Annotated in this window: 13 protein-coding genes; all 13 read right to left on the reverse strand. The window is 64.7% G+C overall.

The window, feature by feature from the left end; all coding sequences use genetic code 11:
* Positions 1-17 precede the first annotated feature (17 nt).
* Complete coding sequence (locus JHD77_RS13415) at positions 18-1,433, reverse strand: alanine/glycine:cation symporter family protein (RefSeq protein WP_003092370.1); 1,416 nt, start codon at positions 1,431-1,433, stop codon at positions 18-20.
* A gap of 216 nt (positions 1,434-1,649) precedes the next feature.
* On the reverse strand, positions 1,650-2,255 hold the full coding sequence (gene rnhB / locus JHD77_RS13420; protein ID WP_003098580.1) for a ribonuclease HII: 606 nt from the start codon (positions 2,253-2,255) through the stop codon (positions 1,650-1,652).
* Positions 2,255-3,391, reverse strand: a complete 1,137-nt coding sequence (lpxB, locus tag JHD77_RS13425; protein ID WP_023102901.1) for a lipid-A-disaccharide synthase — start codon at positions 3,389-3,391, stop codon at positions 2,255-2,257. The genes rnhB and lpxB overlap by 1 nt, the downstream gene beginning before the upstream one ends.
* Before the next feature lie 3 nt (positions 3,392-3,394).
* A complete protein-coding gene (gene lpxA / locus JHD77_RS13430; protein WP_003092373.1) occupies positions 3,395-4,171 on the reverse strand; it encodes an acyl-ACP--UDP-N-acetylglucosamine O-acyltransferase in 777 nt (258 codons plus the stop codon).
* Entirely contained in the window at positions 4,168-4,608 is a 441-nt protein-coding gene (gene fabZ / locus JHD77_RS13435) for a 3-hydroxyacyl-ACP dehydratase FabZ (RefSeq protein WP_003092375.1), read from the reverse strand. The genes lpxA and fabZ overlap by 4 nt, the downstream gene beginning before the upstream one ends.
* A 45-nt stretch (positions 4,609-4,653) precedes the next feature.
* Complete coding sequence (gene lpxD / locus JHD77_RS13440) at positions 4,654-5,715, reverse strand: UDP-3-O-(3-hydroxymyristoyl)glucosamine N-acyltransferase (protein WP_003098585.1); 1,062 nt, start codon at positions 5,713-5,715, stop codon at positions 4,654-4,656.
* Entirely contained in the window at positions 5,715-6,221 is a 507-nt protein-coding gene (locus tag JHD77_RS13445; RefSeq protein ID WP_003098586.1) for an OmpH family outer membrane protein, read from the reverse strand. The genes lpxD and JHD77_RS13445 overlap by 1 nt, the downstream gene beginning before the upstream one ends.
* A 50-nt stretch (positions 6,222-6,271) precedes the next feature.
* Positions 6,272-8,638 carry an outer membrane protein assembly factor BamA gene (gene bamA / locus JHD77_RS13450; protein ID WP_031684375.1) on the reverse strand — a complete coding sequence of 789 codons (2,367 nt, stop codon included), beginning with the start codon at positions 8,636-8,638 and terminating at the stop codon, positions 6,272-6,274.
* Positions 8,639-8,708: 70 nt separating this feature from the next.
* Positions 8,709-10,061 (reverse strand): sigma E protease regulator RseP, encoded by a 1,353-nt coding sequence (rseP, locus tag JHD77_RS13455; protein WP_031755775.1) that lies wholly within the window; start codon positions 10,059-10,061, stop codon positions 8,709-8,711.
* 25 nt (positions 10,062-10,086) lie between these two features.
* Positions 10,087-11,277, reverse strand: coding sequence for a 1-deoxy-D-xylulose-5-phosphate reductoisomerase (gene ispC / locus JHD77_RS13460; protein ID WP_003113864.1), 1,191 nt, complete (start codon positions 11,275-11,277; stop codon positions 10,087-10,089).
* Positions 11,274-12,089 (reverse strand): phosphatidate cytidylyltransferase, encoded by an 816-nt coding sequence (cdsA, locus tag JHD77_RS13465; RefSeq protein ID WP_003092388.1) that lies wholly within the window; start codon positions 12,087-12,089, stop codon positions 11,274-11,276. The genes ispC and cdsA overlap by 4 nt, the downstream gene beginning before the upstream one ends.
* Positions 12,083-12,838, reverse strand: a complete 756-nt coding sequence (uppS, locus tag JHD77_RS13470) for a polyprenyl diphosphate synthase (RefSeq protein WP_003129937.1) — start codon at positions 12,836-12,838, stop codon at positions 12,083-12,085. Before uppS ends, cdsA begins: the two co-directional genes overlap by 7 nt.
* A 15-nt stretch (positions 12,839-12,853) precedes the next feature.
* Complete coding sequence (frr, locus tag JHD77_RS13475) at positions 12,854-13,411, reverse strand: ribosome recycling factor (RefSeq protein ID WP_003092390.1); 558 nt, start codon at positions 13,409-13,411, stop codon at positions 12,854-12,856.
* Between the last annotated feature and the right edge of the window lie 2 nt (positions 13,412-13,413).

Below are 13,413 nucleotides of genomic sequence, written 5' to 3' on the forward strand. Positions count from 1 at the left end.
CGTCGCCCGCCCCGCGCTCAGGCGCGGCGGTCGTCCCAGATGCCCGGTTCGAGCTTCTGCTGGACTTCAGGGAACTGGCTGGCGTCGAAGGTCGGCAGCTTGCCGGCCTTGCGCTGGGCGTTATAGTCCTTGGCCAGCTTGATCGCGAGGTTGGACAGCAGCAGGATGGCGATCAGATTGGTGATCGCCATCAGGCCCATCGACACGTCGGCGAGGTTCCAGACGAACGGCAGCGAAGCCAGCGCGCCGAACATCACCATCGCCAGCACGATCAGGCGGAAGATCAACAGGCCCGCCAGGTGGTTGTGCTCGAGGAATACCAGGCAGTTCTCGGCATAGAAGTAGTTGGCGACGATCGAGGTGAAGGCGAAGAACAGGATGATCACCGCCAGGAAGTAGCGGCCCCAGTCGCCGACCTGGCTGGTCAGAGCATTCTGCACCAGCATGATGCCCTCGCCTTCCTGCGGTCCGGCCAGCAGGATGATGGCGGCGGAAGCGGTGCAGATCAGCAGGGTATCGATGAACACGCCGGCCATCTGCACATAGCCCTGGGACGCCGGGTGCGGCGGATAGGGCGTGGCCGAGGCGGCGGCGTTGGGCGCCGAGCCCATGCCTGCTTCGTTGGAGAACAGGCCGCGCTTGAAGCCGTTGAGGATCGCCGCGCCGATGCCGCCGGCGGCGGCCTCGTGCCAGCCGAAGGCACTCTTCACCACCATCGCCAGGACGCCCGGCAGTTCGCTGAGGTTGAACAGGATGATGCCCACCGCCAGCAGCAGGTAGGCCACCGCCATGAAGGGTACCGCCAGTTCGGAGAAGCGCGCGATGGAGCGCAGGCCGCCGAAGATGATCAACGCGGTGAGGATCACCACGGCGATGCCGCTGATCCAGGTCGGCACGCCGAAGGCGCCCTGCATGGCACCGGTGATGGTATTGGCCTGCACCGAGTTGAAGACGAAACCGAAGGCGATGATCAGGAAGATCGAGAACAGGATGCCCATCCAGCGCGCGCCCAGGCCCTTCTCCATGTAGTAGGCCGGGCCGCCACGGAACTGGCCCTTGTCGTCGCGAATCTTGAACAACTGGGCCAGGGTCGCCTCGACGAAGCCGGTCGCCATCCCCACCAGGGCGATCGCCCACATCCAGAACACTGCGCCGGGACCGCCGAGCGTGATCGCTACCGCCACGCCGGCGACGTTGCCGGTACCGACCCGCGCCGCCAGAGAGGTGCAGAGCGCCTGGAACGAGGAGATTCCCGAGTCGTCCGACTGGCGGCTGCCCTTGAGCACGCTGAAGGTATGACCGAAGTGGCGGAACTGGATCAGCCCCAGGCGCACGGTGAAGTACAGGCCGCAACCGACCAGCAGCCAGATGAGGATCTTGCCCCAGATAAGGCCGTTGAGCAGGTCGACGACCTGAGTGGCGAATTCTTGCATGGATAACTCCCCTGTTCCGCTTGTGGCGGATTGTTGTCAGCCGACCTCCCGGGTAGAAGGCCGCGTGTTTCGGACACACACGGAATGACGTGCGAGCCGAAGGAAATTTCGCTGTGAATGGCACTTGGCAGGAAGGGGCAGGACTTTCCGCTATTGACGTCGCTCGCCGCTTGTCACCAGGCGACAGATACGGTCAGTCACGCGACATCCGTTCAATTATTGAACAGAGACGTCCAGCAATTCGCGAACCGGCGCAAACGAGCGTCGATGGATCGGCGTCGGGCCGAGGCGGGAAAGCGCCTCGAGATGGACCGCGGTCGGATATCCCTTGTGCCCGGCCATGCCATAGCCCGGATAGACCCGGTCCAGCTCGACCATTTCCCGGTCGCGACTGACCTTGGCCAGGATCGACGCCGCAGCGATCGCCGGCACCTGGCTGTCGCCCTTGACCACCGGCGCGCAGGGCACCGCCAGTTTCGGACAACGATTGCCGTCGATCAGGGCCAGCCGCGGAGTCACGCTGAGGCCTTCGACCGCGCGCTGCATGGCGAGCATGGTGGCATGCAGAATGTTCAGCCGGTCGATCTCCTCGACCTCGGCGCGGGCGATGCACCAGGCCAGGGCCTTCTCGCGGATCTCTTCGAACAGCGCCTCGCGGCGGGCTTCGCTGAGCTTCTTCGAGTCGTTCAGGCCGAGGATCGGGCGGCTCGGGTCGAGAATCACCGCGGCGGTGACCACCGGGCCGCACAACGGACCGCGACCGACCTCGTCGACGCCCGCGACCAGATCCTCCACCAGATTGAAATCCAGACCCAGTTGCATCAGCGGCGCTCCACCAGTTGCAGGACGGCTTCCGCCGCCTGTGCCGAGGCATCCTGGCGCAAGGCCCGATGGATGGCATCGAAGAATTCCACCTGCTGTGAGCCGTCGTCCAGCAGCGGCAAGAGGGTTGCGGCCAGCGCTTGCGGAGTCGCGGCGTCCTGGATCAGCTCCGGCACCAACAGGCGTCCGGCCAACAGGTTCGGCAGGGAGATGTACGGGCTTTTCACCAAGCGCTTGAGAATCCGGTACGTCAACCCGGCGACCCGATAAGCCACCACCATCGGCCGCTTGTAGAGCAGCGCCTCGAGAGTCGCGGTGCCGGAGGCGATCAGCACCGCATCGCAGGCGGCAAGCGCTTCATGGGACGCACCGTCGAGCAGCGTCAGCGGCAGAGGCTCGCGGCCCTGGAGCATCTGCTCGATCTGTTCGCGCCGTGCAGCGCTGGCGCAGGGCAGCACGAAACGCAAGCCCGGCCGTTCGACGAGCAGACGCTGGGCGGTGTCGAGGAACAAGGCGCCGAGCTTGCCGACCTCGCCGCCGCGACTGCCCGGCATCAGCGCCAGCACCTGTCCGTCCGCCGGCAATCCGAGCCGCGCGCGGGCCGCAGCGCGATCCGCCTCCAGGGGAATGGTGTTGGCCAGGGGGTGGCCGACGAAACGCACAGGCACCCCATGCTCTTCGTAGAAACGTGCTTCGAAGGGGAACAATGCCAGCATCAGGTCGCAGGCTTCGCGAATCTTCAGCACCCGCTTCTGCCGCCAGGCCCACACCGAAGGGCTGACGTAATGCACGGTGCGCAGGCCAGCCTGGCGCAGCTTGTGTTCGACGCCGAGGGTGAAGTCGGGAGCGTCGATGCCGATCATCACATCCGGCCGGGCCTCGATGAGCGTGCGGATCAGGCGCTTGCGCCGTCGCAACAACTCCGGCAGCCGGCCCAGTACTTCGACCAGGCCCATTACCGACAGGCGCTCCATGGGAAAATAGCTGGACAGCCCTTCGGCCTCCATGCGCGGCCCACCGACGCCGATGAACTCGATATCCGGGTGCCGCGCCCGCAGCGCCTGCATCAGTCCGGCCCCGAGGATGTCGCCGGAGGCCTCGCCGGCGACCAGGGCTACGCGTAATCCGTCAGCCATGGCTCAGCGGGTGATGCCGCGGGTTGCGCTCTGGATGGAATCACGGAACACCGCGACCTCGGGGAACTGGGCAGCGCTTTCGGCCAGCTCGGCCAGGGCTTCCTCGACGGTATGTCCCTGACGATAGACCACCTTGTAGGCACGCCGCAGGGCATGGATGGCCTCGCTGCTGAAGCCGCGCCGACGCATGCCTTCGAAGTTCATGCTGCGGGCTTCGGCCGGGTTGCCGAAGACCGTCACGTAGGCCGGGACGTCCTTGCCGATGGCGCTGCCCATGCCGGAAAAGCTGTGCGCGCCGATCCGGCAGTACTGGTGCACCAGGGTGTAGCCGGACAGGATCGCCCAGTCGTCCACGTGGACATGCCCGGCCAGCGCCGTGTTGTTCACCAGGATGCAATGGTTGCCGATCACGCTGTCATGGCCGATATGCGCATAGGCCATGATCAGATTGTGGTCGCCAATGGTGGTTTCCGCGCGATCCTGGACGGTTCCGCGATGGATGGTCACGCCTTCGCGGATCACGTTGTGGTCACCGATCACCAGGCGCGTCGGCTCGCCCTTGTATTTCAGGTCGGGAGTATCCTCGCCGACGCTGGAAAACTGGTAGATGCGGTTGTGCTTGCCGATCTTCGTGGGGCCCTTGAGCACCACGTGCGGACCGATCACCGTCCCTTCACCGATCTCCACTTCCGCCCCGACGATGGACCACGGGCCCACCTGGACGTCAGCCGCCAGCCTGGCGCTCGGATCGATGATGGCGCGAGGATCGATCAAACTCATAGTTTGCGTTCCGCACAGATGATTTCAGCCGAGCATACCGGCTTGTCGTCGACGGTAGCGTGGCAGTCGAATTTCCAGATGCTGCGCTTCACGCTGATGAACTTGGCGTGCAGTTGCAGTTGGTCGCCCGGCAGGACCGGCTGGCGGAAGCGCAGCTTGTCCGAACCGACGAAGTAGTAAAGGGTGCCGTCGGCGGGCTTCACGTCGAGCATCTTGAAACCGAGGATACCGGCCGCCTGGGCCATCGCCTCGATGATCAGCACGCCCGGCATGATCGGGTGCTCGGGGAAATGTCCGTTGAAGAACGGCTCATTGATACTGACATTCTTGTAGGCGCGAATGCGCTTGCCCTCGATGTCCAGCTCTACCACCCGATCCACCAGCAGGAAAGGATAGCGATGAGGCAGGTATTCGCGAATCTCGTTGATGTCCATCATGTTAGGGGGAGCCTGTTCAGAAAAGGGTGACGCAAAAAACGTCAATTACGCATCAGATGAAGCGTCACCGCTTGAGGTCACGGCAGCCAGGCGTTTTTCCAGCTGCTGAAGTCGACGCGCCATGTCGTCCAGTTGACGAATGCGCGCGGCGCTTTTTTTCCATTCGGCCGCCGGTTGCATGGCGGTACCGGAGGAATACGATCCCGGCTCGGTGATCGAGCGGGTCACCATGGTCATGCCGGTCACGAAAACGTTGTCGCAGATCTCGATATGGCCGACCAGGCCAACGCCGCCGGCGAGCATGCAATGCCTGCCGATCTTGGCGCTGCCGGAAATGCCGACGCAAGCGGCCATGGCGGTATGATCGCCGATCTGCACGTTGTGCGCGATCATGATCTGGTTGTCCAGCTTCACACCGTTGCCGATCAGCGTATCGGACAGTGCTCCACGGTCGATGGTGGTGTTCGCGCCGATCTCGACGTCGTCACCGATGGTCACCCCGCCGATCTGGGCGATCTTCTGCCAGACGCCCTTCTCGTTGGCGAAACCGAAACCTTCGCCGCCGATCACCGCGCCCGACTGGATACTCACCCGCGCGCCGATGGTGACGTCGTGGTAGAGCGTGACCCGCGGCGCCAGCCAGCCGCCTTCGCCGATCACGCTACGGGCTCCGATCACGCAGTGCGCGCCGATGCTGACGCCAGCGCCGATGCGGGCGCCACTCTCGATCACCGCATAGGCGCCGACGCTGGCGCTCGGATCGACCTCGGCGTCCGCCGCGACGATGGCGGTAGGATGGATACCGGCGGCCGCCTTCGGTTTGCGATCGAACAGGTGCGACAGGCTGGCATAGGCCAGGTAGGGGTTGGCCACCACCAGCGCGGTACCGGCGAACCCGTCGGCGTCGGCAGCCGTCAGCAGGACGGCGCCGGCACGGCTTTCGGGCAGGTACTTGCGATACTGCGGGTTGGCCAGGAAGCTCAGCTGAGCCGGTCCGGCCTCCTGCAAGGTCGCCAGGCCCTGGATCGGCAGGTCCGCGTCGCCACGGACTTCCGCGCCGACATGCGCGGCCAGCTGGCCCAGGGTGTAGGACAAGGTACTCATCATCAACGCAGCTGGTTCATCCGCTCGATCACCTGGCGGGTGATGTCGTATTGCGGCTTGACGTCGACCACGGCGCCACGTTCGATGACCATGTCGTAACCACCTTTCTTGATGGTCTCCTCGACGGCCTGGTCCAGCTTCGGCTTGAGTTTCTTCAGCATGTCGCGGTCGGCGGCGGCCTTCGACTCGTTCAATTCCTTGGACTGGAACTGGAAGTCACGGGCCTTCTGCTTGAAGTCCAGCTCGGCCTTCTCGCGGTCGCCCTGGGACATCTTGCTGCCGTTGGAAACCAGCTTGTCCTGCAGAGCCTTGGCGTCGCGCTCGAGGTTCTTCAGCTTGTTCAGCTGGGGGCCGAACTTCTTCTCGGCATCCACGGCGTATTGCTTGGCGGCATCGGACTCGAGCAGCGCCATCTGGTAGTTGAGCACCGCGATCTTCATTTCAGCGAACGCCGAAGGAGCCGCCATGATGGCTGCGGTGATCAGGACGAACTGGGTGAACTTACGCACGATGCACTCCTGCACAAAGCATGGTTTCGTTACTCGGTACTACGTACAAATCAGAAGGTCTGGCCCAGGGAGAACTGGAAGACCTGGGTTTCCGCGTTGTCCGGCTTCTTGATCGGCGTCGCCAGGCTGAAGCTCAGCGGGCCCAGCGCGGTGATCCAGGTCAGGCCGACGCCCACGGAACTGGCGAGGTTGTCGGTCTTGATGCCGTCGCAGTTGGTGGTGGTCTTGGTCGGGCAGTCGGTATCGAAGGTGCTACCCACGTCCCAGAACAGCACGGTACGCAACTGGCGCTGGTCCTTGACGAACGGCAGCGGGAACAGCAGCTCGGCGCCGCCGGTGATCAGGATGTTACCACCGAAGGCTTCGGGATCCTGGTCTGGATCCCTGACGGTTCCAGGTCGACCACCTTCCGCCTCTCCACGGCTCGGAGTACTACGAGGCCCCAGCGTGCTGTCCTTGAAGCCCCGCACCGAGTTGAAGCCGCCGGCGTAGTAGTTCTCGTAGAACGGCAGGCGCTCGGTGGATCCGTAGCCGTCGCCATAGCCCAGCTCGGTGTGGAAGCGCATGGTGTAGTTGTCGGTCAGCGGGGCGAAGACCTGGCCACGGTAGTCGATCTTGTAGAACGACAGGTCGCTGCCCGGCAGGGTGGTTTCCAGGGTCAGGCTCTGCGAGTGACCACGGGTGGCCAGTACGCCCTTGTTCAGGGTCGATTCGGACCAGCCGATGGAAGCCTTGAAGTTGGTGAAGTTGTCGCCTTCCTTGTCGAGGAAGTCGTAGATCTCGTCCACGGTGTAGCGGCCGGTGTCGATCTGGTCGCGCTGCACGCTCAGGCCATAGGTCAAGCGCGAGGTCTCGCTGATCGGGTAGCCGATGCTCATGCCGGCGCCCAGGCTGTTCACCGAGTAGCTGGCGACGTCGACGTCGAGTTCGTCGTAGTCGGTCTTCCGGTAGAAGGCATTGTAGCCGAGGCTGACGCCGTCGACGGTCCAGTAGGGGTCGACGAAGCCGAAGTTGTAGCGGGTTTGGTATTCGCTGCGGGTCAGGCCGATGCTGACCTTGTTGCCGGTACCCAGGAAGTTGTTCTGGCTGATCGAGCCACCGAGGATCAGGCCGGCGCTCTGGGCGAAGCCGACGCTGGCGGTGATCGAGCCGGACGGTTGCTCTTCGACGCTGTAGTTGACGTCGACCTGGTCGTCGGTGCCGGGAACCGCCGGGGTCTCGACGTTGACTTCCTTGAAGTAGCCGAGGCGCTCCAGACGGGCCTTGGACTGGTCGATCAGGTAGGTGGAGGCCCAACCGCCTTCCATCTGGCGCATTTCGCGGCGCAGCACTTCGTCTTCGGTCTTGGTGTTGCCGCGGAAGTTGATGCGGTTGACGTAGGCGCGCTTGCCCGGGTCGACGACGAAGGTCACCGAGACGGTCTTGTCGTCGTCATGGGCTTCCGGCACGCCGTTGACGTTGGCGAAGGTGTAGCCCTCGTTGCCCAGGCGACGGGTGATTAGGTCGGAGGTGGTGGTCATCACCTTGCGCGAGAACACCTGGCCCTTCTGTACCAGCAGCAGGCGCTTCACTTCCTCTTCCGGCACCTTCAGGTCGCCGGTCAGCTTCACGTCGCGGATGGTGTACTTCTCACCCTCGTTGATGTTGACGGTGATGTAGACGTGCTTCTTGTCCGGGGTGATGGATACCTGGGTGGAGGCGATATCCATGTTGATGTAGCCGCGGTCCAGGTAATAGGAGCGCAGGCGCTCGAGGTCGCCGGAGAGCTTTTCGCGGGCGTACTTGTCGTCGTTCTTGAAGAACGACAGCCAGTTGGTGGTCTTCAGTTCGAACAGGTCGGTCAGGTCTTCTTCGGAGAAGACGGTGTTGCCCACCACGTTGATGTGGGAAATCGCGGCGACCGTGCCTTCGTTGATGTTGATCTTCAGCGCGACGCGGTTGCGCGGCTGCGGGATCACTTCCGCGTTGATCTCGGCCGAGTAGCGGCCCTGGGCCACGTACTGGCGTTGCAGCTCGTTGCGCACGCCTTCGAGGGTGGCGCGCTGGAAGATCTCGCCCTCGGCCAGGCCGGACTGTTTCAGGCCCTTGAGCAGGTCTTCCTTGGAAATCGCCTTGTTGCCCTCGATCTCGATACTGGAGATCGACGGGCGCTCGACTACAGTGACTACCAGCACGTTGCCATCGCGGCCGAGCTGGATGTCCTGGAAGAAACCGGTCTTGAACAGGGAGCGGGTGGCCTGGACCAGGGCCTGGTCGTCGATGGTCTCGCCGACGTTCAGCGGCAGGGCGGCGAACACGCTACCGGCGGACACGCGCTGCAGGCCATTGACCCGGATATCGGAAACAGTGAAGGACTCGGCGTGAACCTCGGCGATCATCAGCGCTGACAGCAGCGCGGGTAGCAGAAAGCGTTTCATGGAGTCCTTTTTTTCCAACTGACAAATAGAGAATCTGCCGCAAAGGGCGGCAGATTCGAATTCAACATGACTACAGACGACTCAGATCGTTGACCAGAGCGAGCAACATCACGCCAACGACCAGACTGATGCCGATCTGCATCCCCCAAGCCTGTACCCGTTCGGATAATGGGCGCCCGCGCACCCACTCAACCAGATAGAACAGCAGATGCCCGCCATCGAGGACAGGGATCGGCAGCAGGTTGAGAACCCCCAAGCTAATGCTCAGATAGGCCAGGAAATTGAGAAAATCCCCCACGCCAGACTGGGCTGAAGCGCCCGCCACTTTAGCAATGGTTATCGGCCCGCTCAAGTTTTTTACCGAGAGCTCGCCGAGCAACATTTTCTTTATGGAGTCGAGCGTTAGCAGGCTCATGGTCCAGGTTCGGGAAAGCGCCTGACCCACCGCCTCCAGCGGTCCGTAGCTCACTTCGCGGAGCATTTCCGCCGGCCATTCGGTACCGGCGACCCCCGCCCCCATATAGCCGCTCCGGGCCTTGCCCTCGCCGCGCACCGCCAGTTCCAGGGCAACATCCAGCACTTCGCCGTCGCGCAGCACCTTGAGCTGGACGCGCTGCCCGGGACGGGCACGGACGCTGTCCACCACCTGCTGCCAGTCGTCGACGGCGATGCCATCGATGCTCTGCAAGCGGTCGCCGAGCTTCAGTCCGGCGGCCTGCGCCGGCCCCTTGGGGTCGAGTTCGGCCAGCACCGGCGGCAAGGCCGGCCGCCAGGGCCGGATGCCCAGCGAGGCGATGGGATCGGGATTGTCCTCGCCCTTCAGCCAGCCATCCAGACGCACCTGGTGGGTGGAATCGACATTCGAGCCCTTTTCCTGCACCCGCACTTCCAGCGTACCGCTCTCGCCGAGACGGCGAACCAGCTGCAGGTTGACCCCGCTCCAGCCGGTGACGGGCTCGCCGTCCACCGCCAGCAGTTCCTGCCCGGCCTCCAGGCCGGCCTGGGCGGCCAGGCTCTCCGGCGCCACGGAACCGATGACCGGGCGCACCTGCTGGCTACCGAGCAGGGCGACGCCCCAGAAGAACAGAATCGCCAGTAGGAAATTGGCGATGGGACCAGCCGCGACGATGGCGATCCGCTGACGGACCGTCTTGCGATTGAAGGACTGTTCGAGCAGATGGGCCGGTACTTCCGCCTCGCGCTCGTCGAGCATCTTGACGTAGCCGCCCAGCGGAATGGCCGCCACCACGAACTCGGTGCCGTGCCGGTCGTGCCAGCGCACCAGCGGCGTGCCGAAGCCGACGGAGAAGCGCAGGACCTTCACCCCGCAGCGTCGCGCGACCCAGAAGTGGCCGAATTCGTGGAACGTCACCAGCACGCCCAGGGCCACCAGGGTACCGACGATCATGTAAAGCGCACTCATCTCCTACCTCCAGGCCGTCCGAAGACTAGCCGGCGTGTCGGGTCAACCATTGCCCGGCGACCGAACGGGCGCGGCGATCGGCGGCCAGGACCTGATCGAGCGATTCGACTGCGGTCACCGCCTCGCGGTTCAGCACGTCCTCGATGATAACCGCGATGTCGCTGAAGCGGATGTGCCGCTCGAGAAATGCGGCCACGGCCACCTCGTTCGCGGCATTCAGCATGGCCGGGGCGCTGCCGCCGGTTTCCGCGGCCTGGCTCGCCAGGCGCAGGCAGGGGAAGCGCTGCTCGTCGGGGCGCTGGAAATCCAGGCGACCGACGGCGAACATGTCCAGCGGCGAAACGCCGGAATCGATTCGCTCCGGCCAGGCCATGGCATAGGAAATCGGCGTGCGCATGTCCGGATTGCCGAGCTGGGCGATCACCGAGCCGTCGACGTAGTCCACCATCGAGTGGATCACGCTCTGCGGGTGGATCACCACCTCGACCTGGCTCGGCTGGGCGTCGAACAGCCAGCACGCCTCGATCAGTTCGAGCCCCTTGTTCATCATGCTGGCGGAATCGACGGAAATCTTCCGCCCCATCGACCAGTTCGGGTGCGCACAAGCCTGCTCCGGCGTCACCGAAGCGAGTTGCTCCAGCGGCGTCTCGCGGAACGGGCCGCCGGAGGCGGTCAAGAGGATCCGGCGCACGCCGACCCGCTCCAGGCCATCGGCATAATTGCGCGGCAGCGACTGGAAGATCGCGTTGTGCTCGCTGTCGATCGGCAGGAGCACCGCGCCGCTGCGCTTGACCGCCTGCATGAACAGCGCGCCGGACATCACCAGCGCTTCCTTGTTGGCCAGCAGTACGCGCTTGCCGGCCTCGACGGCCGCCAGGGTCGACGGCAGCCCGGCGGCGCCGACGATGGCCGCCATTACCATGTCCACTTCGGGCGCGCTGGCCACTTCGCACAACGCCTGCTCGCCGAACAGCACCCGGGTGCGGATACCCGCCGCGGCGAGCGAGCCCTGCAAGGCGATCGCCGCGGCCTGCTCCGGCACCACCGCATAGACGGGGCGGTGCCTGAGGCACAGCGCCTCGAGTTCAGCCAGGCGGCTGAAGCCAGTCAGGGCGAAGGCTTCGTAACGATCGGGATGACGCTGGACGACGTCCAGGGTGCTCAGGCCGATCGAGCCGGTCGCGCCGAGCACGCTGATCCGCTGCGGTCGACTCATGGCGCACCCCAACCGGCGGCCCAGAGCAGGGCCGCGAATACCGGGATGGCGGCCGTCAGGCTGTCGATGCGATCCAGCACGCCACCGTGGCCGGGCAGCAGGTTGCTGCTGTCCTTAATTCCGGACTGGCGCTTGAACATGCTTTCGGTGAGGTCGCCGACGATCGAGACGAACACCACCAGCGCCGCGCCGAGCAGGGCCAGGAGCAGCGCGCCGAGGGACCAGCCGCGGTAGAGGCCGACCGCCAGGGTGATCGCCAGGCTGGCCGCCAGGCCGCCGTAAACGCCTTCCCAGCTCTTGCCGGGGCTGACCCGCGGCGCCAGCTTGCGCTTGCCGAAGGCCTTGCCGGAGAAGTAGGCGCCGATATCCGCGCCCCAGACCAGCACCATCACGGCGATGATCAGGCCATTGGCCAGCGGCCACTGCTTGAGCAGGACCAGCCCCTGCCAGGCCGGCAACAGGATCAGCAGGCCCATGCCCAGGCGGCGCCAGCGTCCGCCCCAGTAGCCGACGCTTTCCGGGTAGGTGAGCACCAGCACAGTGGCCAGCGTCCACCAGACCAACGCCAGCAGCAGCACGGCTCCGGCAAGCTGCGGCAGATGGTAGAGAGCGACCATCAGTACGGCGACCGTCGCCGCGTAGGCAACGCGGCCGAACTGCTGTTCATAGCCGGCCAGGCGTGCCCATTCCCAGGCCCCCAGGCTCACCACCGCGCCGATGAACAGGGCGAAGAACGCCCCTTCGAGAAGGAAAAAACCACCCAGCGCGATGGGCAGGAGCACCAGCGCCGTGATGATCCGTTGTTTCAGCATGACGGACGGGCCTCGGCCTCGACTTGCTCGCTGGTCTTGCCGAAGCGGCGCTGGCGCTTGGAGAAATCCGCCAGGGCAGCCCGCATCGCCGCGTGCTTGAAGTCGGGCCAGAACAGGTCGGAGAAATACAGCTCGGCATAGGCCAGCTGCCAGAGGAGGAAATTGCTGATGCGATGCTCGCCGCCGGTGCGGATGCACAGGTCGGGCAGCGGCTGGTCGCCGGTCACCAGGCAACCCTGGAGCAGCTCGGCGGAGATATCGTCCGCCGCCAGGTGCCCGCCCTGGACCTCGCGCGCCAGGCGCTGTGCGGCCTGGACGATGTCCCACTGGCCGCCGTAGTTGGCGGCGACCTGGAGGAGGAAACGGGTATTGCTGGCAGTGGCGGCTTCCGCTTCGCGCATGGCCGCCTGCAACTCCGGATGGAAACGCGTGCGATCGCCGATGATGCGCAGGCGGATGCCGTTCTCGTCGAGCTTGCGCACCTCGCGGCGCAGGGCCACGAGAAACAGCTCCATCAGCGCGCTGACTTCGTCCGCCGGACGCTGCCAGTTCTCGCTGGAGAACGCGAACAGGGTGAGGACCTCGACCCCTGCCTCGGCGCAGACCTCGATCACCGCCCTGACGGCATCGACACCGGCCTTGTGGCCGGCGACGCCGGGCAGAAGACGCTTCTTCGCCCAGCGATTGTTACCGTCCATGATAATGGCCACGTGGCGTGGCACGCACACATCCTTCCGGGTCTTTTCCATGACGTCAGCCCGGCCTCAGACAGCCATGAGGTCCGCTTCTTTGGCTTCCAGTGCCTTCTCGATCTCACCGATGAACTTGTCGGTCAGCTTCTGCACGTCGTCGCCGGCGCGGCGCTCTTCGTCCTCGCTGATTTCCTTTTCCTTCTGCAGGTCCTTCAACTGGGCCAGCGCATCGCGACGGATGTTGCGCACGGAAACCCGCGCCTGCTCGGCCTCGGCACGCGCCTGCTTGGTGTAGCCCTTGCGGGTCTCCTCGGTCAGGGCCGGCATCGGTACGCGGATGGTGGTGCCGGCGGTGGCCGGGTTGAGCCCCAGGTCGGAGGTCATGATGGCCTTCTCGACCGCCTGGATCATGCTCTTGTCGAACACGGCCAGAGCCAGGGTACGGGAGTCTTCCACGGTGACGTTGGCGACCTGGCGCAGCGGCGTATCGGCCCCGTAATAGGAAACCATCACGCTATCCAGGATGCTCGGATGCGCGCGACCGGTACGAATCTTCGCGAAGGCATGGCCCAGCGCTTCCAGGGTCTTGCCCATGCGCTCCTGCGCTTCCTTCTTGATCTCGTTGATCATTC

It is taken from the genome of Pseudomonas sp. P20 (genome assembly GCF_016463925.1).
GTDB lineage: Bacteria > Pseudomonadota > Gammaproteobacteria > Pseudomonadales > Pseudomonadaceae > Pseudomonas > Pseudomonas aeruginosa.